The sequence below is a fragment of the Rubellimicrobium roseum genome (assembly GCF_006152145.1).
GTDB classification, from domain to species: Bacteria; Pseudomonadota; Alphaproteobacteria; order Rhodobacterales; family Rhodobacteraceae; genus Rubellimicrobium; species Rubellimicrobium roseum.
Map to the genome: position 1 here is coordinate 1 of NZ_VDFV01000034.1, position 18,747 is coordinate 18,747.

At 67.9% G+C, this 18,747-nt stretch carries 17 protein-coding genes and 1 pseudogene; 5 read left to right on the plus strand and 13 right to left on the minus strand.

Annotated features, from left to right (window positions below; genetic code table 11):
- Nucleotides 1-89: 89 nt before the first annotated feature.
- On the plus strand, nt 90-989 hold the full coding sequence (locus tag FHG71_RS16745) for an ArdC family protein (protein ID WP_139082850.1): 900 nt from the start codon (nt 90-92) through the stop codon (nt 987-989).
- A gap of 122 nt (nt 990-1,111) precedes the next feature.
- Nucleotides 1,112-1,441 (plus strand): single-stranded DNA-binding protein, encoded by a 330-nt coding sequence (locus tag FHG71_RS16750; RefSeq protein WP_176559469.1) that lies wholly within the window; start codon nt 1,112-1,114, stop codon nt 1,439-1,441.
- On the opposite strand, the gene FHG71_RS23655 is transcribed toward FHG71_RS16750, so the two are convergent.
- The 3 genes from FHG71_RS23655 to FHG71_RS16760 all read right to left on the minus strand — a co-directional run bounded on the left by FHG71_RS23655 (nt 1,438) and on the right by FHG71_RS16760 (nt 3,236).
- Nucleotides 1,438-1,611 carry a hypothetical protein gene (locus FHG71_RS23655; RefSeq protein ID WP_176559470.1) on the minus strand — a complete coding sequence of 58 codons (174 nt, stop codon included), beginning with the start codon at nt 1,609-1,611 and terminating at the stop codon, nt 1,438-1,440. The two genes, FHG71_RS16750 and FHG71_RS23655, sit on opposite strands and share 4 nt — an antisense overlap.
- A 276-nt stretch (nt 1,612-1,887) precedes the next feature.
- Nucleotides 1,888-2,514, minus strand: coding sequence for a hypothetical protein (locus FHG71_RS16755; protein WP_139082852.1), 627 nt, complete (start codon nt 2,512-2,514; stop codon nt 1,888-1,890).
- A gap of 2 nt (nt 2,515-2,516) precedes the next feature.
- Nucleotides 2,517-3,236: a ParA family protein gene (locus FHG71_RS16760; RefSeq protein WP_139082853.1), complete on the minus strand. Its 720-nt coding sequence runs from the start codon at nt 3,234-3,236 to the stop codon at nt 2,517-2,519.
- A gap of 762 nt (nt 3,237-3,998) precedes the next feature.
- Here FHG71_RS16760 and FHG71_RS16765 point away from each other — a divergent pair.
- From FHG71_RS16765 to FHG71_RS16775, 3 genes are read left to right on the plus strand one after another with little or no spacing between them, the layout of a single operon-like run.
- On the plus strand, nt 3,999-4,565 hold the full coding sequence (locus tag FHG71_RS16765) for a helix-turn-helix domain-containing protein (RefSeq protein WP_139082854.1): 567 nt from the start codon (nt 3,999-4,001) through the stop codon (nt 4,563-4,565).
- Nucleotides 4,552-6,381 (plus strand): relaxase/mobilization nuclease domain-containing protein, encoded by a 1,830-nt coding sequence (locus FHG71_RS16770; protein ID WP_176559471.1) that lies wholly within the window; start codon nt 4,552-4,554, stop codon nt 6,379-6,381. The genes FHG71_RS16765 and FHG71_RS16770 overlap by 14 nt, the downstream gene beginning before the upstream one ends.
- Entirely contained in the window at nt 6,374-8,464 is a 2,091-nt protein-coding gene (locus tag FHG71_RS16775) for a type IV secretory system conjugative DNA transfer family protein (RefSeq protein WP_139082856.1), read from the plus strand. Before FHG71_RS16770 ends, FHG71_RS16775 begins: the two co-directional genes overlap by 8 nt.
- Before the next feature lie 139 nt (nt 8,465-8,603).
- On the opposite strand, the gene FHG71_RS16780 is transcribed toward FHG71_RS16775, so the two are convergent.
- From FHG71_RS16780 to FHG71_RS16825, 10 genes and pseudogenes are all read right to left on the minus strand, one after another.
- Entirely contained in the window at nt 8,604-9,713 is a 1,110-nt protein-coding gene (locus FHG71_RS16780; protein ID WP_139082857.1) for a TrbL/VirB6 family protein, read from the minus strand.
- A gap of 9 nt (nt 9,714-9,722) precedes the next feature.
- A complete protein-coding gene (locus tag FHG71_RS16785; protein ID WP_139082858.1) occupies nt 9,723-10,184 on the minus strand; it encodes a hypothetical protein in 462 nt (153 codons plus the stop codon).
- 8 nt (nt 10,185-10,192) lie between these two features.
- Nucleotides 10,193-11,179 carry an ATPase, T2SS/T4P/T4SS family gene (locus FHG71_RS16790; RefSeq protein ID WP_139082859.1) on the minus strand — a complete coding sequence of 329 codons (987 nt, stop codon included), beginning with the start codon at nt 11,177-11,179 and terminating at the stop codon, nt 10,193-10,195.
- Nucleotides 11,179-12,588, minus strand: a complete 1,410-nt coding sequence (locus FHG71_RS16795; RefSeq protein WP_246045490.1) for a TraB/TrbI/VirB10 family type IV secretion system protein — start codon at nt 12,586-12,588, stop codon at nt 11,179-11,181. The genes FHG71_RS16790 and FHG71_RS16795 overlap by 1 nt, the downstream gene beginning before the upstream one ends.
- Entirely contained in the window at nt 12,585-13,289 is a 705-nt protein-coding gene (locus tag FHG71_RS16800; protein WP_425467369.1) for a TrbG/VirB9 family P-type conjugative transfer protein, read from the minus strand. Before FHG71_RS16800 ends, FHG71_RS16795 begins: the two co-directional genes overlap by 4 nt.
- Complete coding sequence (locus tag FHG71_RS16805) at nt 13,286-13,939, minus strand: VirB8 family type IV secretion system protein (RefSeq protein WP_139082861.1); 654 nt, start codon at nt 13,937-13,939, stop codon at nt 13,286-13,288. The genes FHG71_RS16800 and FHG71_RS16805 overlap by 4 nt, the downstream gene beginning before the upstream one ends.
- 10 nt (nt 13,940-13,949) lie before the next feature.
- Complete coding sequence (locus tag FHG71_RS16810) at nt 13,950-14,774, minus strand: type IV secretion system protein (RefSeq protein WP_139082862.1); 825 nt, start codon at nt 14,772-14,774, stop codon at nt 13,950-13,952.
- Complete coding sequence (locus tag FHG71_RS16815; protein ID WP_139082863.1) at nt 14,771-15,949, minus strand: lytic transglycosylase domain-containing protein; 1,179 nt, start codon at nt 15,947-15,949, stop codon at nt 14,771-14,773. Before FHG71_RS16815 ends, FHG71_RS16810 begins: the two co-directional genes overlap by 4 nt.
- A gap of 150 nt (nt 15,950-16,099) precedes the next feature.
- Nucleotides 16,100-18,468, minus strand: a pseudogene (locus FHG71_RS16820) (VirB4 family type IV secretion/conjugal transfer ATPase).
- Nucleotides 18,458-18,736, minus strand: coding sequence for a VirB3 family type IV secretion system protein (locus FHG71_RS16825; RefSeq protein ID WP_139082864.1), 279 nt, complete (start codon nt 18,734-18,736; stop codon nt 18,458-18,460). Before FHG71_RS16825 ends, FHG71_RS16820 begins: the two are co-directional and overlap by 11 nt.
- Nucleotides 18,737-18,747 lie beyond the last annotated feature (11 nt).

The following is an 18,747-nucleotide window of genomic DNA, read 5'->3' on the forward strand; positions in this document are numbered from 1 at the left end:
CGGAAGTCAGATCGGACCGGCGTCGCCCACAGGCGGACAAGGGCACCAGACCCACACCGCCCATCACCACGCTGGAGATGGAGCCGATCATGGCGACCCACACGACCACCCCCTTCGACCCGGAGCGCGAGATCGCGGACAAGATCATCGCCGCCCTTGAGGCGGGCACCCCGCCCTGGCGCAAGCCCTGGACCGGCGGACGCGGCTGTCCCTTTCCCCGTCGCCATACCGGTGAGAGCTACCGGGGCATCAACGTCCTGATGCTCTGGCTGGAGGCGTCCGAGAAAGGTTACGCCTCGCCCTTCTGGATGACCTACAAGCAGGCGGAGGCGCTCGGGGGGCAGGTCCGTCGCGGCGAGCGATCCACCCTCGTTGTTAAGTACGGCGTGGTGGAAAGGGAGGACGAGGACGGCACGGAGGAGCGGCGCCCTTACCTCAAGGCCTATCGGGTGTTCAACGCGGGCCAGATCGACGGGCTGCCCGCCAGCTTCATACAGGAGGCCGAGCCGGCCGTGAACCTCGGGACCCAGCCCGACGAGGGGCTGGAGGCCTACTTCGCCCGGCTCGGGGCCACGATCGAGACGAGCGAGGACCCGCGCGCCTACTACCACCCCGCCCGCGATCTCATCCACATGCCCCCCCTCGTCACCTTCCACACGACCCAAGGCTACTACGAGACGCTGGGGCACGAGGCGGTGCACTGGACCGGGGGCAGCGCCCGGCTCGACCGGATCTCGCGCTGCAAGGACCGGGCCGCCTATGCCTTCGAGGAGCTGGTGGCCGAGATCGGGCAATGTCTCCTCTTCGCCACCCTGGGTCTGACCCCCTCCATCGACCAATCCGCCGCGTATGTCGCGGGCTGGCTGGAGGCCTTGGCCCGGGACAAGAAGGCAATCTTCCGCGCTGCCTCCGAGGCGCAGAAGGCCGTGGACCTCATCACCGGGCGCTGCGGCGCGACCGTGGCCCACGAGTCCGAGGTGGCCGCGTAAGCGGCCCCCTTTCCTCCAGCTGTCGTGGGTCACCTGCTTCAACTTCAAGTTGCGCGGCCGCGACAATCCCATATGATCGTCACAGCGCCGTCTTGATGCGACGGCCCAGAAAGGATGCTGCCATGCGGACCTTCAGCGAATTTCAGATCATCGGCCACGTCGGGAAAGTGCGCTCTGTGGGCCCGACCCTTCGGGTGGATGTCGCCGCCGAGTACGGGCGCAAGGACGACGCGGGTCAGTTCCAATCGAACCCCTACTGGAACGAGGTCACCCTCTTCAACGAGCGGGTGATTGCTTGGGCCAAGGACCACGTGAAGACCGGGGACCTGGTGCATGTGCGCGGCACGCTTCGTCAGACCCGGTACGAGAAGGACGGCCAAACGATCTATGGCGTGACCTTGGCCGCCGATGACTTCGACCTGCTGGCCCCGAAAGCTCAGGTCGGCGCCTAGGGATCGGCCAGGCGTCGGAGGTTCGCCCGTAGCACGGGCGGGAGGCTCGCCCTCATCAGCCAGGACTCCTCGCCGTTGTCCCAAAGGTAGGTCCAGCCTAAGACCTCGCCGGTTGCGGCATCGGTGATGGTGCCGGTGAGGGTCCCGAGCTTCCGTCGTTCTCTTCGCATCTGATCCACCTGTCGCTGCGCTCTGCGACGGCCGGACCCTGCTTGGTTCATACTGGAGGGCGAGGGTCAGGCGCGCCTGACCCTCTGCCCGAGCGGCGAGCGACGAGAGGATGGGGGGGAAGCGGATTCGACGGGGGTGGTGCGGGCGCAGGGAGCCAGAGGCGACCGAGCCACGGCCCCGTCTAATCCGCTTCGGGGGGAAGGAAGTCGAAACTCCTTCCCCCCATGCCGGTCCTCATCGGATGGTTGGGGTCGGTCTGCGCCGCCCGCTCGGCCTCACGTCCGTCGGCCGACTTGGGCCAACACTTCGTCCAGGGCGGCCCAGAAGACCGGCTCGATCTGGCCTCGGACGAGAGACCAGGGGCTTTTGACGCCCAAGGGGTCCTGCGCCTCCGTGAGCGCAGCCAGGGTCGAGCCATCGAGCGTCAGAGTGGTGCTGTAGACATGGGTCGACCCCCCTGCCCTGTCCGCGCTCGGCGGTTCGACAAAGACCGGCGCCAGAGCCACGCGTGCGGCCGTCTTGCGCCACGCCGCCTTCATGACGTCCTGCTCCGGCAACCCCGTCGCGGCCATCTGCTCGACGTGCATGGCCAGGGGACGCGCATTCACGGCGATGACGATGCGCTTCTTGGGGGCGGCGACAGGGGGAGCTTCCGGACGGGTCCGGGCCGGTCGGGGCCGGGCCGTCCGAGGTGTGGTCGGTGCGGGCGCGGGCCCGGTGGACACTTCCGGCTCGGGGTCGGCCGCGGCTGGGGGCATCGCGGGCGGCTCGTTGCTTTGGGCCGGCCCCGGCGCAGGCTCGACGGGAGAGGCTGGCGGCTGGGACGGCCGCGGCGTCAGTCCGAGGCCTCCGGTGTAGGCGGGGTCGATCTCGCGGACCGGCTGAAGCTTGCGTCGTGCCATGGTCAGTTCGCCAGAATGTCGTTGAGAACGTCGGTGGCCTCCATGAGGGCCTCCTCGTAGTGGCGCGCGTGGCTGCGCTGGAGTGGGTTGGGGTGGTCCCGGTAGTTGCGAAGGATCTCACCCAGGAACCCCTGGGCGTCCATCATGTGGTAGGCGTTGCGGTGCTGGATGACGCTGTTGATCACCGGAAACCGCGTGGTTGCCTCCTCCAGCAACGCCAGTTCCAGCTTCGAGGCCTTGGCCGGGAATTGGGTGATGACCACGTGATGGGGCGGCAGGTCCTCCGGCCGCTCCACGCGGTCATGCAACCGCCGAAACCATTCGACCGTCTGGGTGCCGACGTCGAAGTTGGTGACCGTTGCCACCACGGGCGTCACAAGGTGGTCGGACAGCATGGCAATGTCGTCGGCCCAGGCGCCCCCGACCCCGGCGGTGTCGATGAAGACGAAGTCCGTCGCGCCGCCCGAATAGGCTTCGTCGATTACGGCCTCCAGGCTCTGGGTGTCGCTGACGGCAGCAAACTGTGCGCCAGACGGCGTCAGCCCGCCTTTGGCGGCCCGGTCGTACCAGCGTGTCAGGTCGCCCTGCGGGTCGGTGTCGATGAGCAATGTGGTTTTGCCGGCGGACAACGCCGCGCTGGCCAGAGCCTTCACCAGGGCCGACTTGCCCGAGCCGCCTTTACGGGCCACCGCCGCGACGACCACCATGTTGTCGTTTGCCATTCCAGGTCTGCCTTTCTGCCTCGATAGTCGACGGTGCATAGCCGACGACCTTGAGGCGATCACAGATCACGTCCGGTCGACGGTCAATCCTCGACAGGATTGAAGCGATAGCCTGTGACGCACAGGGCACGACCTATGCTCACCAACCGATCCCGCATAACCGATAACATATAAGCCATAATATGGAGCGCATAGTCGACGGAATAGTGCATCGACCCGACGACCTAGTTCCTAGAGCCGAGTATAGTTAGCAAAGAGCCGAGAGGGCAGGACCGACAGGCGCTAGCAGTGAAGCGATGACGGACGTACCAGAACCCATAGTCGATGGCCGAGAACGAACGATCGATTTACGACTGGACGGAAACGAGATCCCATGGGCGATACACGACAAGCGCGATCCGACGGCCGAGTGGCGACAAAATAGACCCGATCCTCGACAGTCGAGACCTGATAGAACGTGACCGCCGACGCGTGGCTGCTGGTGTCGTGCTCGTGTCGGTTCAGGTTCGGTCCTGCGGCCGAGCTCTGACGAGTCCACACGGCGAGAGACACGGGACGGCCGTTCGGCTGGCTTGAGGCCACGTCGTTCGTCCCCAGCCGAGCCCAGGTGGCACGGTCCATCAGTGGGTCCCGGCGTCGAAGCACGCCGGGGCGAACCCTGCGGGTCCGCGACATGGACTACAACCACAGCGCATCTTTGCTTGTGCGAAGATTCTCTGCGGTTGTAGGATGGCAAGAAATAGCGGGTGTAAACTTTACATCATGCCGACACGCAGACTGACCGAGAGCCAGCGCCGCGAGATCGTGCGGGAGCGGGGCAGGGGGGTCCCGGCGCAGGACCTCGCGGCCCGGTTCGGTGTGTCCCGGCAGACGATCCACGCCACCCTGCGGCAGGGACAAGGGCGCCCTGCGGAGGTGGGCACGCAGGTGGTGGCAGTCCGGGTGTCCGAGCGGGAGCTGCGGCAATTCGAGGTGGCGCTAAGCCGCCATGGCCTGACCCGCTCGGCGGCTCTGAAGCGCATGATGCGAACCGCCGGCGACCTCCTGGCCCCCGATGAAGCGGGCGCTCAAGCGCTCAAGGAACTCGGGGCAGCGATCAACCGGCTAGGTGGCAACGTCAACCAGATCGCGCGCGCCTGCAACGAGGCTCGCCTGCTCGGCCACCCTCTGCCCTACACGGCGCAGAGCCATGCCGAGGTCCGGGAGGCGCTCCGGGTCGTGTTCGAGGTGGCGGACCAGATCCAGGCCTTGGCGCGGTCGCGCCGGTCCCAACTCGACGTCCGGGTGGTGGACGCGTTCCGAGAGGAGGACCCGCATGCGGCGCCCTAGCCTCGCCCCGGCGGCCGACCTGTTCGGGGACGGCTGGAGTCGGGTCCGGGGTCGGGGCGTGCCTGGGGGCTCGAGTGGGATTTCGGACCGGTCCCGCGGCTCACTCCTGACCGGGCCGCGGGCGCAGATGGTGCGCGCCGCCCGGGGTCACAGCCCGGCCATCTTCAAGGCGATCCGGAACGGCGGGTGCCGTACGAGCGCGGAACTGCGCGCGCAGCTCACCTATCTCACGACGAAGTCGAGCAGCCTCTTCGACGCGCGTGGCACCTTCGACGGTCAGGCGGTGCTCACGCCAGCCGAGATCCGGGCGCTGGCCAAGCGTTTCACCGCCCAGTGGACCACCGAGCGCACGCCCAAGCTCGGGCACACATCGCACCTCCTGATGGCCTTTCCGGTCGGCACCAGGCCCGAGCATGTACACGAGGTGGCCCGGGGGATCTGCGAGCAGTTCTTCCAAGGCGAGGATGCACATTTCGACTACCTCGTGGCCATCCACGAGGACCGCGCGCATCCGCACGCCCACATCGTGCTCAACCGCCGGAGCCAGGACGGGGAGATGTTCTATCTCCGGCGCGGGCACCACTTCAGCTACGAGGCCTTCCGCGAGGCCATGGTCGAGCATGGCGAGCGCTATGGGCTGCGGCTGGAAGCCACCCGCCGTCTCGACCGGGGGGTGCTCACGTACGGGGCCAACTCGGCCGAGGTGCAGCGGGCGCGGGCGGTAGGGCAGGGGGCCCCCGAGCGCCTTCGGGTCGGCCCAGGCCTCGACCGCGCGCTCCAGCGGATCGCGGAGGCCGGCTCGACGTACCGGGAGCTCGCGGTCGAGGCGAGCCGGGCCGGGTTCGAGGACGTCAGCGACGCTCTCCTGCGGGCCAGCGCGATCCTGGCCCGCGGTGACCGCATCCAGCCCACAGGAGGCATCTACATGGCCGACACCCAGGACTCGTTCGACACCCTGCTGCGGGAGTTCACGCACACGGTCAGGGCCGTGGAGCACCGGATCGCCACGGCCGAGCCGCAGGAGCGGCCGCGCCTGGAGCACGGGCTCAACGAGGTGCTGGCGTCGGTCGGCCACCTGAGCCCCTTGGGGCCGGACTCCATCTCGCTTCAGGACCGGGCGAGCGCCGATGGCCTGTATGGCCGCGACGCGGTCGACCAGGCCGCTCTGGACCGACTCGACCGCCCCGCCGTGCGGGCGGCACTAGAGTTGAGCCTGCAGGACACCGGGATCGCACCCGCCGAGGTCCTGGCTCGTCTCCAGATCGGGGCGACGAACGCCGCACTCGAGCGGCAGTGGCTGGCGAATGACGTCCGGGCGCTGGCGGCCCGGCACGGGCTTGACCTGTCCCAGCCGGAGGACCTCGAGCGCGCGCTGGATCGGCTGGAGCAGGTCCAAGCCCGGCTTGGGGCGGCGCTGGACGCAGCCGGGCTCCTGCGAGAGAGCCGTGTGGCCCTGCGGGAGGAGGCCGCCTCGACCGGCGCCAACGCGGTGACAGACGCGCTGAGGCGGCTGCAGGACGCGCCGGTCGATGCGCCGGCCTTCGGCTCCCTCGCCGAGGCGCAGAGGTTCCGGGAGGAGATCGAGCGCCTCCTGACCGCCGAGCAACTCGCGCAGGTGCGTCAGGGCGACGAGCGGGCGCTGACCGGGCTCAGCGGAGACCGTCTCGACCGGCTCCACCTGGCGAAGGCCTACCTGGACACGGGGGAGACCGCGCCCGTCTCGGACGTGCCCCGGCAGGTTCAGGAGGCGCTCAGTGACGCCCGGATCGATGCGCAGCGCCTGCAGCACGGGACCCGAGGGCCGGTCCATGGCTAGGCCGCAGGCGGCCCTGGGCGCCGTCACCTTCGCCGCCCTGGGCTTGGCCTTCGGCTATGCGATCGCCAGCGCCTACCTGACCACCCGGTTCGGCGGCTCGCTCGAGCGCATCGACTTCCTGTTCCTGGTCCGCAGCTTTGGCGTTCTCCGAGAGCGAGCACCGGCCGAGTTCCTGACGGCGGTGGCCATTCTCGGGGGAGGCCTGGTCCTCGGGCTCGGGGTGAGCGGCTTGGCCGCCAACGAGGCGCTGACCCGGTTCGGGCTCACGCACTGGCAGACCCGGGCCGAGCTCCGGCGCAACGGCTTTCTGGGACGGCCCGGGCGTGGCTTCCTCTTGGGCAAGCTCGGCGGCGCCAGGAGCCGTGCCCCCTTCCTGGTCTCGACGACGTTCCCGCACGCGCTCCTCGTGGCCCCGACCGGGCGGGGCAAGGGGGTCGGGTTCGTCATCCCGAACCTCTTGACCTTCAAGGGCTCGGTGGTGGTCCTCGACGTGAAGGCCGAGAATTTCCGGGAGACCTCGCGGCACCGCAAGGCCATGGGTGACCGGGTGATTCGCTTTGCTCCGGCCGACTGGTCCGGCCGGCCCACGCACCGCTACAACCCGCTGAGCCGCATCGCCGAGCTGTCGAATCCGGATCAGCAGATGATGGAGCTGCGGTTGACCGCAGGGCTCTTCCTGCAGGCCGACAGCGAGCGCGTGGCCGGCCTCCTGCAGGGCGGCATCAACCTCTTCGTGGCGGCCGGCATGCTCGCCCTCGAGCGCGGCCGACCGACCTTGGGCGAGATCTACCGCATTGCGGCCGGGGGAGGGGACAAGCAGAAGGCCTACGCCCGGCTCGCGCTCGAGGTAAAGAACCCGGCCGCGCGGCTCCTGTTCGAGTCCCTGGCCTCCATCAACCCCGACACCCTCACGTCCTATCTGTCGCTCCTGATGACCTCGGGCCTCGACACCTGGGCGAACTCGGCCATCGACGCGGCCACCGCGCACTGTGATGTGTTGTTCCGGGAGCTGAGGCGGTCGCCTCACGCCGTCTACCTCGAGGTCGCGCCCGAGATGATCCGGCCGCTCGCGCCACTCCTCCGGTTGTTCTTTTCGGACCTGATCGCCTCCCTTCAGGCCCATGAGCCGGGGCCGGACGAGCCTTGGCCGGTGATGATCCTGCTCGACGAGTTCGACCGGCTCGGACGAATGCCGATCGTGGCCGAGTCGATCAAGACGCTGCGCTCGTACGGCGCGCATCTGGCGCTGGTGACCCAGACCATCCCGGCGCTGGACGAGATCTACGGCGAGAACACGCGGCTCTCGTTGCAGGGCGGCGCCGGCGTGAAGCTCTACCTCACCCCGTCGGACCCGAAGACCATCGCCGAGCTGAGCGCCGCCGTGGGCCGCACCACCCGGCGCGTCGTCTCGAAGTCGCGACCCCTCGGCCCCAGTCCCCTCAAGTCCCGCACGCTGTCGGAGCGGACCGAGGACGCGCCACTCCTGTCCGAGGACCAGGCGCGCACCATGAGCCTCGACGACGTCGTGCTGGTGATCGACGCCCAGTGCCCGATCCGCGCCAAGCGGATCAAGTACTACGAGGATCCGGTCCTTCGGGCCCTGCATGCGGCGCAGTCGGGCGATCTGCCCTATCCGGACCCGGCGACAGCACGCCTCGACGGTCGGGTCACGACGGTGGAGCAGCAGATTGCTGCGCTGACCGGCTCGGTCGCCCGCCTGACGGCCGACCGATCGAGCCCCGCATCCTCCCCCGAGCCTGCACCCGCCGCGCCCGTGAGCGGTGACCCGACAGGGCAGGGGGCGGCGAACGACCCAGACGGGGCGGTTTCGACGGGCGGCCGGCTGGTCGCTTCGGCACGACGCAGCCAGGTCCGCCAGGCCGTTCGCACCGGTCCCAGCGCTCTCTTGGAGCCGACCCTCCTGACGCCGGCCGACGTACCCCGCCTCCGGGAGGCCACGTCGCGGCTCAGCGATCTCCTGAACACCCCAGCGCCGGCGACGCCGTCGGATCGCTCAGATCAGGACCGTCCTGCGGAAACGCCCGAGCATGGGGATGCGAGCGAGAGTATCCGCTTGGTCTGAGGTTCTGACACTCGGGTCCGGGTTCCCTACGCCGATGCTCGAGGAAGTATAGAGAATAGCAGATAACCTATAGGCGATGTCCGAGAGCCGCCGACCAAGACCGCTCAAGCTTGCTCCTGAATCCGTTCTTGCAGCAACGTCAGGACGTGGGCTTGACGGTGGGTTTGGGTTGCAGGGACGAGGGGCCGGTTATTCCTGCAGCGTCGAGGCGACGGTTGCGCGCCATTATCTCCTGATAGTTCACGACCGTTTGTCCTGAGTCACCGGACCCGCTCCCTGCGCCGCTGCCCGCTCTCTGAGCCTGCGTTCTCAGGCGATCCTCTTCCTGCCATCTGGCCTGTTCGCGCCGCTCCCGTTCGCGTTCATGGGATCTGCGTTGCCCCGCCGTGTAACGGGTTATCATGCTTTGGACCGCCCCAACCGCACTTGGCGCGTGCGGCATGACCACATTGCCCGAGAGCGCCTTCACGATGAGCGGGATGGCCGCGATCATGCCGGCGGCCATGAACACCATAGCGAAGAAGGGCAGGAGCGCGCCGATGCTGTCAGCGTCATTCGGGTCGCCCAAGCTTTCCATCATACTGCGTGCCATGCTGACGATGGTGGACATGACGCCGGCGATGATGAGGGGGTACATCGCATAACCTACGAGCGCCGACAGCCAGCGATGAAAGTAGTCCTTTGTCGCCTCGAAGATGGAGGCCGCGATCATGACCGGGGCCAAGCCGATCATCAACGTCAGCATGATCTTGGAAAAGATCAGCACGCCGCCGGCCAGCGCTCCCACGATCCCCATGATTGCGGTGCCAAGGGCCGTGATCATGGCCCCGGCCATCCAGCCCATCTCGGTCGTGGCAGCGTTCAAATAGTCACCAAAGGTCGCCAGCACTTCATCGAATGCCTCGGCAAACCCTATTGCCCCCTCTGGGCCCGTTCCCCCTAATGCCTCAATCATCGCGCCGCCGAGTTGGTCGAGGCCGTCGATGATCGCGCTCGAGACGGCGTTGAACTGTACCCAGTTGAGAGCGAAGGCATTGATGAGGAGCAAACGCGCGAGGAGCAGCACAGCGGTCCGGCCGTCCATAGAACGGGTCTGAAATGCGAAACTGACCAGCACCAGGATGATGAGGAGCGTCGAGGCCAGCATGATCATGCTCCCCATGGCTCCGGCCAGAGCGCCAAAGGACGACTCGGCCGCTGCATCGAGCGCCTCATCGGCAGTCTGAACCATCCACGTGACGAAGCCCATGGCGTCCTCTCACCAGTTGCCTTGGGCTTCACAGATTGATCGTGCGTCGCGCTGGAAGTCGTTCTTGAGACGGCGGAACTCGCTCGTCGCACGCTGCTGTGCCTGCGGGTCGAGCTGAGCATAGTTCTCCTGATACTCAGCTTCGGCTGCGTCCCACGAAGGTGCGCGATTGGCGCAAGAGCAGTCACCAGTTGCCACGATAGCCTCGTAACTGCGAGCCTCGTAGATCCTCATCAGGAGAACGCCCCTGTAGCTTTCACGGACACCCAAGTTGCCTACCCACTCGGGCCGCGGCTCGCGGTCGGGGCACACGCGATACTCGCGGTCGTCCCGGGACGCGCTCATGTCGGGTGGGGTGAGATCGTTGAACTCGTTCGTTGTGCTCTCTTGGGCCAGAGCCGACATTCCAGGCCCCGACATGACCACCGCCAGGGCAAGGCCAATCCGCATACATCCCATGATGTCCTCCATCGCGTTTGTCATGCCGCCTCGCGCGCCAGCCCGGGCAGGAAGAACTCGGTCATGCCGCGCCGATCCTCGTGTCGCCCTACCTGTACGATCACGTCGATGGTGTGCTCGATGTAAGCCAAGACCTCGGCGTAGGTCATGGGCAGGTTGGCCTTCAGAGCGGCGATGGCGAGGCGCTTGACCGCGAGTTGAGGTGTCTCGGCATGCAGCGTCGTCATTGAACCGCCATGCCCGGTGTTGATGGCCTCCAAAAAGCTCATCGCCTCACCGCCCCGGACCTCGCCCAGGATGATCCGGTCGGGCCGCATCCGTAGGGTCGACGTCAACAGAAGGTCGGCGCTCCTCGCGGGGTCATCGCGGCTGGCGATGAGCGTGACCACGTTGGGCTGTTCAGGGCGCAGTTCGGCCGCTTCTTCAATGGTGACGATGCGCTCGGAAGGAGAGACATGCGAGAGGAGCTTGCGGAGCGCCACCGTCTTGCCGGTGTTGGTGCCGCCCGAGACAATGATGTTGAGCTTGTGACGGACGCAGAAGCCGGTCGCGGCCGCGATGTCGCCTCCAGCCACGACCTGACGCAGCTCCTCCGCGCGCTCGCGCCGCAACTCCTCAAGGCTCCGTGGCCGGTCGTAAAGCCAGCTGAGACTGATGGCGTCCAGCGGCACCGACGAGAAGAAGCGCAACGAAATCGACGGGGCAGGGCCCTCCACGGCCGGCGCCATGACGACCTGCGCCCGGATCGGCCGCGTTCCGTAGAAGATCGACACGCTGATGATCGGCTTTTTGTCGGAGATCGTGGTGCGCGCCGCCGAGGCGATCTGGTTGGCGAAGTCGCGCACCTGCACCGGGGATAGCGTCGTGCCCAGCGGTTGCATGGCATGGTCCCCCTGGAACTCGCCCCAGAGGGAGCCATCCGGGTTGACCGCAATCTCGATCACGTCCTCCCGCTTGGCCGCAGGCCCGAGGCGATCCAGGGACGCCGCGAGATAACTGTCAGCCATCAGTAGAGCTCCAGATCGCGGTCCACCATGACGGTGATGCGGGCGCCCTGGTCGACATAGAATGTGGGGGCTACGGACAGGTACTCGTCGAGGACGGACCGGCTTGCGTCCTCCACGTCCTCGCCTAGCGCCAGGGCGAGCTCCGCAGCCAGCGGATCGTCGGCCGAGGCCGCGGCGGCCGAGGGCAGGGCGGAGATCAGTGACACAAGGGCCGCCGATCCGAAGCGGGTGCCCAGGCGCCGGTCGATCCGGCCCGTGGTGCCAGAGCGGCCCAGCTCGTCAGCGCCATAGGCCGCGATCGTCACCGACTGGCCGTCCGGGGTGATGATGCGGTCCCAGGCCACCATGAGCCGGCGCTGCGTGGCCTCGATCTGGCTGTTGTAGCGGCCGATGAGCTTGGAACCGCGGGGGATCAAGACACGGCTGCCGTCGTAGCTGTGCACGTCCTCGGAGACGACCGCGCGAATGGCGCCGGGGAGGTCCGAGATGATCGCCGTCTCCAAGACGGCCTGGATGACCGTGCCCTGGATGACGGTACGAGAGGGGTTGGCGATGACGCTAGCCTGCTCGACCTCGGCCCGGCGGGCGCCTTGGCGCAGGAACTCCTCATTCTGTCCCAGGTCCGGCCCGGCTCCGGCGTCGGTCGGGGCTGCGCCCGAGCCGCCGAAGGCGATGAGGGACGAGCTGACCCGTGCCTGGCGTTCCGCTTCGGCCCGAGCGCGGCGCTCCTCCAGAGCCCCGAGGCGCTCGGCCTCGGAGGGGTCGCCCGAAGGCACCTCCAACCCGCTGGGTCCCAGGGGCTCGGGCTCGAACTGCGCCGCCTCGAGCTGGGCCTCCAGTCCGCGGATCTGGTTCTCGCGCTCGCGGGCGAGGCGATCCGCCTCGCGCGCGTCTCGTCGCAGGTCGTCGGTCTCCTCTGACAGCGCCGCCAACTGTTCGGTCAGCCGGTCGATCTGAGCCGCGCTTGCGTCGTCCCGCGTAGGGTCTCCACCAGACTGCGCAGCCTCCCGCATGGCATCGAGCTCGGCGCTGAGTTCAGCCAGGGTCCGCATCAGTTCCTGCTCGGTTTCGGAGGGACCTGTCGGCCGGGCAGGGGGCTCCGCAGGTTGGGCCGCAGCGGGAATGGGGACCGGACTTAGGGCCGGAGCTGCCGGTTCCGCCTTGGTCGGCGTGGGCATCGCTTCAAATCCGCTGCCCGTGCCCTGCCAGTCATCGGGCTGGGCCGTCGCCAGAGCCTGCTCCGGCTGCTCCATCTGCGTCATGACATAAAGCCCCGCGCCTAGGACCGCGATGGCAAGAAGGCCGCCGCTGGCCTTGGCAGGCGTGGCCTTCGCGGCCCGCGTCCGGGGCGGCTTGTCCTCCAGCGCCTCCAGGCGCTCGCTGAGATCGATCCGGTCCTCGTCGTTCATGAGGTGCCCTCCAGGGCCTGCACGCAGACCACCTGTTCTCCCAGCCGCAGCACCCAACGGGTGTTCACGCCCGAGACACGCACCACCCCGTTCGTTTGGGTCGTGCTGTTGACGGTGCGCTCATTCCCCTCAGCCCCCACCCGCAGGACGGCCGGCAGCGGCGCGTTCGAGGCGAACTGGAAGTAGGTGAAGGTGCCGTCGTCCCAGACCGCCGTCGGGGTGAACTCGGTCTCGCCGTTGGCGCCGTAGCGATAGTTGGGCGCGGCCCGGGCGATGGCGTTCTGGGGCGCCGCGGAGGCGCCCGGATAGGAGAAGCGCACCACGTAGTGGGTCGGACCGTTCACCTCGACCACATTGAAGTAGTAGCTCCGGAGGTTCGTGTAGACGGTGATGTTGGTGCGGACCCCGGACATGGTGGGCTTGACGGCAAAGGCCTGTCCGCCCGGGATGCCGTCGAACTGGAAGCCCTCGGTGTCGCCTGCCACGATCGAGCGGATGCTCTCGCCGGGTGCGAACTCCACGGTGGTCACGTGGAGGAGCGTCGTGTTCAGCCGGTAGACCTGTCCGTCCACATAGGACGCCACCCGCACGTGCTCGTCGTAAGCGCCCCGGCTCGGCGTCACCTCCGCCAGCGCGCCAGACGCGAGAGCCAGTGCCAATCCCAGGACCAATCCGAGACGTCCTAAGGGGCCCATGTTCATTCCTCCAGTCGGTCCGACACGATGGCGTAGTCCAGCACCACGAAGCCCAGAGGATTGCCCCAGACCTCGTCAATGCTGCGCCGCTCGCCCGGTTCGAAGGCGAACATGAGCGTGACGGTGAAGAGCCCGGTGGTGACGCCTTCGGGCGCGGTCAGGCGCTTGCGAAGGCGCACCTGAGCGCGGTTGTTGGTGATGAGTGTGATGCTCAGCACCTCCACATCGATGCGGGCGTTGTCACCATAGGCGGTCGGCGGGTAGGCGGCGTGCCCGCTGGTCCAGAGAGCACGTAGCGTGTCGGCCGCTGGTCCCTCGCTCTGGGCCAGCACGCCGCGCACCCGCAGGTCGTTGTCGAGCTGGTTGTAGGTCTCGCGCGCCGCGACATAGCGATAGATCTCGGACTGGATCACGGCGGGACGTTCGCTGAGCGTGACCGCCTGCACGGCGGCCTCGGGCAGCGCCATACCGGTGTCCGGGTCGTAGGCGACGAGGGCCGGAGGGGCGTCCACGTCGAGGACCGCCACGGCCGCCGCCGCCAGGCACCCGGCCACCCCGAAGAGAAAGCCTGCGCCCGCGAGCGCCTTCCAGACCCGCTCGCGCCGGCGTGCTCCAAAGATCAGCTCTTCCTCGACGATCTCGCTCATCCGGTTCATGGGGCGGCTCTCACTCCATGTCCGGCAGGGTGAAATCGACATACTCGCGCTCGGCGGCGATGGTGGCGGCGTCGATCACCCCCGCCTGGCCCGCGCCCACGGTCGCCACCGACTGCAGGCGCAGCATCTCGAGCAGAATGATCCCGATCTCGGCGGTGACGCGGGTGTTGTGATCAATGGAGGCCTTAAGGTCCGCCTGGTCGCCGATCCCGGCCACCAGCGTCTCGATGCGCGTGGCCGCCTGACCGGCGTTCTCGTGGCTGACCTGCGCCGCGGCACTCATCGTTGCGCCCGTGGTGGCACGGGTGGCGATCCGCTGCGCCTCCTCGTCGGTGCCCACGCCGTCTCCTGGCGTGCCGCCCGGATCCGAGGACCCCGTGCCCCGAGGGTTGCCCGCGGCCATGCGCTCCAGGGTGGCGGCATCGAAGCCAGCCTCACTCAAAACGCCCTCGATCTCCTCGCGCACACGACCGGCGTTCGGACCCACAAGCTGCGACCAGTTCCCTTGCTGCACGGCCTGGATGGAGGCCACGACGTCGGTGAAGTTGCCACCCAGGAGGTTGTCCAGCTCGCCGCCCATGACCAGCTCGATGATGTCCCGTTCGCCGGTCAGCGCCTCGTAGGTCTCGGTCAGCTTGGCGTATTGGTCCTGCAGCGTCTTGAGCTGCTCCAGAGCGTTGTCGAGGAGGTCCGACTGGATGCCGAAGTCCTCCAGCATCTGATCGAGCTGGGCGATCTGCTGGGTGATGGCTCGCAGATCGATGACGGGAATGGCGGCATGCGCGCTTGGGGCAAGACCCAGGACCAGGGCTGTCGAGAGGAGGAGGCGCTTCATTCCAAGGTCTCCAAGGTGAAATCCGCATAGTCGCGCTCGGCGGCGATGGTCGCGGCCAGAGCGACCTGCTCGGCGCTCAGGGGCTGCGTGTGGGCGGCCTGGAGGCGGACCATGATGACCAGGAGACGGGCGATCTCGGCCCGCGCGTAGGTGTTGAGGCTCATGGCCTCCTCGGCGTCCGCCGTCAGGCGGATGCGGGTGACGATGCTCCGGAGCCGCTCGGCCGCCGCCGCGACCATCGCGTCCGTGTGCCCGGCATAGATGATGGCCGCGTCGGCGGTGAGCGAGAGCGTCGCGCCCGCGAGGAGCACCGGGTCGATGGTGCCCAGGGCGTCGATGCCGCCCACGGCCGCGAGGTAGGTGTTGTACTTGGCCGGGATGACCTTCACGTAGTGCTGGGTCTCTGAGAACGGCGGCACGCCCCCGTACTTCTGCACGGCGCCGGGACCGGCGTTGTAGGCCGCGAGCGCGAAGACGACATTGCCGCCGAAGGCCTGAAGCTGCTCGGAGAGGTAACGGGCGCCGCCCTCGACCTGCAGGTAGGGGTCCTTGTAGTACTCGGGGTAGATGCCGAGCTGCTGCGCGGTGCCCGGGATGATCTGGGTGAGCCCGAAGGCCGCGGCCGGGGAGCGCGCCCCTACCTGAAACCGGCTCTCCTGCCAGATCAGCGCCTGCAAGAGGCAGCGCCATTGCACGGGCGAAAGGCCGGCCGCGCTCACGCCCGGGTAGCCCGCCGTGTCCTTGGCGACCTGGATGATGAGCTCCTCGACGGTGACGTTGGCATCCCCGAAGAGCCGCGCGGCGGCGGGGTTCGGGTCCTCGGGGCCGTAGAGGAGGCTCGCCGAGGCCAAGGTCGTGCCGTCGCCTTCCAACTCCTCGATCGCGAGCGGCGTGCCGGATCCATCCGTGGCGGACACCGAGGCCAGGATGCGGTCGAGAGCCGCGAGCTGCTCCCGTTCGATCTTGAGCATCGTCGTCGCGTTCATCCGGCGGTCCTCTTGGACGGCCAGGTCGTCGGTTCCTTGCTCCAGGATCGCCTCACGCTGCACCCAGGCGCGCAGGTCGAACACGTCTCCGCCGCCGAATCCTCCGAAGAGCCCGCCCAGAAAGGCCGGGCTGGCCGTTGGGGCAGCCAGCGCCGCCACTAGCGCCGTGGGGCCCGCGAGCCTACGCATCGCCGTCCGGCTGCCCGGGCACAGGTCGGAACTCGCAGGGCGTTTCGCTCGCCAAGAGATTGAAGCAGGTCGCTGTGGGGCCCTGGGCCGTCGCGCAGCCCGCCAGCGCGGCGGCCGCGATCAGGAGCGATACGATCCATCCCGCTCGCATTACAGCCTCCAGAAGTCGGGGCGGGTTCGCCAGTCCGGGCCGGCCAGACCCTCGCCCTTGTCCATGCCGCCCAGGATGGTCAGGTGCGGCCCCAGAGCGGACAGGTCGGTGTCGACCACGATGGACCCCCGGTCATCGCGCACCAGCGCCAGCCGCGATCCGCTGCCGCTTTCCAGAAGCATGGCCAGTTCCTTGTCACTGAGGCCCAGCATCTCGTAGTCGCTGGCCCGGGCCCGGAGGTTCGGCAACAGCACCTGGGTCGGCACAGCCTCCACGATGGTGCGCCCCGTGCGCGTGCGCTCGAGCTGGCTCGCGTACTGGGTCATCATCACCACCGCCGCGTTTTGCTTGCGGGCGGTGACGAGCCAGTTGGAGAGGCGTTCCGCAAAGTACGATGTGTCGAGCGCCTTCCAGGCCTCATCCACCACGATCACCGTAGGCCGGCGGTCCTCGATCAGCCGTTCCACGCGACGGAAGAGGTAACTCAGGACCGCCATGCGCTCCTTCTCGCTTTCGCTGTCGAGGATGCCGGTGAGGTCGAAGCCCACCACATCGCCGTCGAGCGAGAAGGTGTCCGCTCGGGTCTGGCCGAAGATCCAGCCGTAGCGCCCGGTCTCAGTCCATTCCTGGATGCGCTCGTGGAGGTCGCCGCCGTCATCGGCCGAAGCGAAGAGCGAGGCCAGGTCCGTCCAGTTGCGCAGATGCGGCGGAGCCTCGGCGTTCTGCCGGACCACCTCGTTGATCCGGTTGGTCTGCACCGGAGACAAAGGCCGCCCCTCCCGTGTGAGCAGGGCGACCAGCCAGTCGGCGAGCCAGGCCTGGCCGCGCTCGTCGGTCTCCAGCCACAGAGGATTGAGCCCCGACGGCAGGCCCGCACGGACGGGGGCATAGGCGCCACCCAGGGCGCGCACCGCCATCTCCATCCCGGCCCGGTAATCGAAGACGAGGATGCGGGCCTCGGCCCTCCGGGCTTGGGCCATCAAGAAGGCCGCGAGCACCGACTTGCCGGATCCCGAACGACCCAGGATCAGAGTGTGCCCGCTTGTGGGCTCCTTCTCCGGGTGGCCCTGCTCGTGGGTGGAGAACCAAAAGCCCGACCGCTCGGGGGTCGGGAACATGGTCAGCGGGGTGCCCCAGGGCGTCTCCCCACCCCGTTTGCCCAAGGGCGTGCGATGGAAGGCCGCGAGGTCTGCAAAGTTGCGGTTGGTGATCGCGGCGCGGCGAGCCCGCATAGGGGCGTTGCCGGGGTGCTGGGCGAAGTAGTGGGTCTGTGCCGCAAAGGCCTCGTTGACCATCAGGATGCCCCGGCTGGCGGCGATGTTGCGGATCTCGCTCGCGAGCTCATCCAGGCGGGCGAGGGTGCCGGCAAACACCGTGACCGTCATGTGGTGGTCGCCGAAGATGAGCCGCTTGGACTCCAGGTCGTCATGCGCCTCGTCCAGCTCGGCCAGAAGCGAGGTCGCGCCGTCCTGACTCGCGTGCATGAGCCGCTTCTGGCGCTTGATCCGCTCGGCCATGAGGTTCGAGTTGATGGGTGTAAAGCTGTGGGTCACCACCATGTCGACGGGCAGGTTGAGGCCGTCGAACAGGCCCACCTCGGTCTTGGCGGGGTAGGTCTTGATGGCGAGCTCGTGCCGAACTTGCGCCCGACGATGCCGTCCGAGAGCGCGAAGCGGGTGCCCTGAAAGCTCACGCGGGTGTTGGCGACGTCCTCGGCCAGAAATCCGTAGCGGGAGAGCGTAGCGATCGGGTGCTCCTCGCCGGTGTTGAGCGCGCCCAGGAAACCCAGAAGCTCGCCGCTCGAGGCCGTGAGCCGTCGCGGCCGCATCTCGCCGAAGCTCGACAGGATAAAGCCCACCACCTCGTTCAGCTTGCGCAAAGACAGCGCGGTCTCCGCCTTCAGCCTCTCGGCCGACTTGCGTGCCAAGAAGGGCACCTTGGTCCCGAGCTCGGGTCGCTTCATCACCGTGAGCGTCAGGGTCCGGTCGCGCATCCCGAGGCGATCCAAGTGTGCGCGCCAGTGGGCGTCCACCACGGCGGCGAAACCGTTGTCGATCGGGCGCAGCTCGTGGTGCAGGCCTTTCGAGACCTTGTGGACATAGAAGGCGTAGCCGGAGCCGACCTGGGCCAGAACCTGGGCGAACAGGCGCTTGGTGCGGTCCAGCAGATCGTCCTCCACCGTGCCGCTGTTGAGACCATCGAGGCGGACGCATTGGAGGAGCTCGTTGCCGCGCGTGCGCACCGTGCCGTCGTCAACGAGGGACACGTAGGGCAGCATCCGAGCCAGATGGCGGTCGCCGCGCCGGGGCTGGGGCAGCAGGCCGGTGAGGTCGAGGGGGCTTCCGGTCTCCATCGTATCACGGGGCATAATCAATGGTCCCCTCGTCAGAACGATCCAGACTGGGCGGCGTATGCTGCAGCACGGTCGAGACCACGTCGAGGAAGTGCGGGTCCCAGTCTGCCGCCTTCCAGAGCACGGGGTAGGCGAGGACCATCAGGACTCCGACGGTCCAGTGCTGGACCCAGACGAACAGAAGAGCCGCCCCGAAGAGCCAGACCACAGCGTACATGATCGGCAGGCCCAGGAGCTTCGGGGGGCGGATCAGGCCAAGGAATAGCCGGGTCTGCTCTGCCATGTCGCGCCGCC

Excerpts from the sequence above, each read along its gene's own strand:
- FHG71_RS16745 (WP_139082850.1), top strand. The coding sequence starts at position 90 with ATGGCGACCCACACGACCACCCCCTTCGACCCGGAGCGCGAGATCGCG.
- FHG71_RS16750 (WP_176559469.1), top strand. The coding sequence starts at position 1,112 with ATGCGGACCTTCAGCGAATTTCAGATCATCGGCCACGTCGGGAAAGTG.
- FHG71_RS23655 (WP_176559470.1), bottom strand. The coding sequence starts at position 1,611 with ATGCGAAGAGAACGACGGAAGCTCGGGACCCTCACCGGCACCATCACC.
- FHG71_RS16755 (WP_139082852.1), bottom strand. The coding sequence starts at position 2,514 with ATGGCACGACGCAAGCTTCAGCCGGTCCGCGAGATCGACCCCGCCTAC.
- FHG71_RS16760 (WP_139082853.1), bottom strand. The coding sequence starts at position 3,236 with ATGGCAAACGACAACATGGTGGTCGTCGCGGCGGTGGCCCGTAAAGGC.
- FHG71_RS16765 (WP_139082854.1), top strand. The coding sequence starts at position 3,999 with ATGCCGACACGCAGACTGACCGAGAGCCAGCGCCGCGAGATCGTGCGG.
- FHG71_RS16770 (WP_176559471.1), top strand. The coding sequence starts at position 4,552 with ATGCGGCGCCCTAGCCTCGCCCCGGCGGCCGACCTGTTCGGGGACGGC.
- FHG71_RS16775 (WP_139082856.1), top strand. The coding sequence starts at position 6,374 with ATGGCTAGGCCGCAGGCGGCCCTGGGCGCCGTCACCTTCGCCGCCCTG.
- FHG71_RS16780 (WP_139082857.1), bottom strand. The coding sequence starts at position 9,713 with ATGGGCTTCGTCACGTGGATGGTTCAGACTGCCGATGAGGCGCTCGAT.
- FHG71_RS16785 (WP_139082858.1), bottom strand. The coding sequence starts at position 10,184 with ATGGAGGACATCATGGGATGTATGCGGATTGGCCTTGCCCTGGCGGTG.
- FHG71_RS16790 (WP_139082859.1), bottom strand. The coding sequence starts at position 11,179 with ATGGCTGACAGTTATCTCGCGGCGTCCCTGGATCGCCTCGGGCCTGCG.
- FHG71_RS16795 (WP_246045490.1), bottom strand. The coding sequence starts at position 12,588 with ATGAACGACGAGGACCGGATCGATCTCAGCGAGCGCCTGGAGGCGCTG.
- FHG71_RS16800 (WP_425467369.1), bottom strand. The coding sequence starts at position 13,289 with ATGAACATGGGCCCCTTAGGACGTCTCGGATTGGTCCTGGGATTGGCA.
- FHG71_RS16805 (WP_139082861.1), bottom strand. The coding sequence starts at position 13,939 with ATGAACCGGATGAGCGAGATCGTCGAGGAAGAGCTGATCTTTGGAGCA.
- FHG71_RS16810 (WP_139082862.1), bottom strand. The coding sequence starts at position 14,774 with ATGAAGCGCCTCCTCCTCTCGACAGCCCTGGTCCTGGGTCTTGCCCCA.
- FHG71_RS16815 (WP_139082863.1), bottom strand. The coding sequence starts at position 15,949 with ATGCGTAGGCTCGCGGGCCCCACGGCGCTAGTGGCGGCGCTGGCTGCC.
- FHG71_RS16825 (WP_139082864.1), bottom strand. The coding sequence starts at position 18,736 with ATGGCAGAGCAGACCCGGCTATTCCTTGGCCTGATCCGCCCCCCGAAG.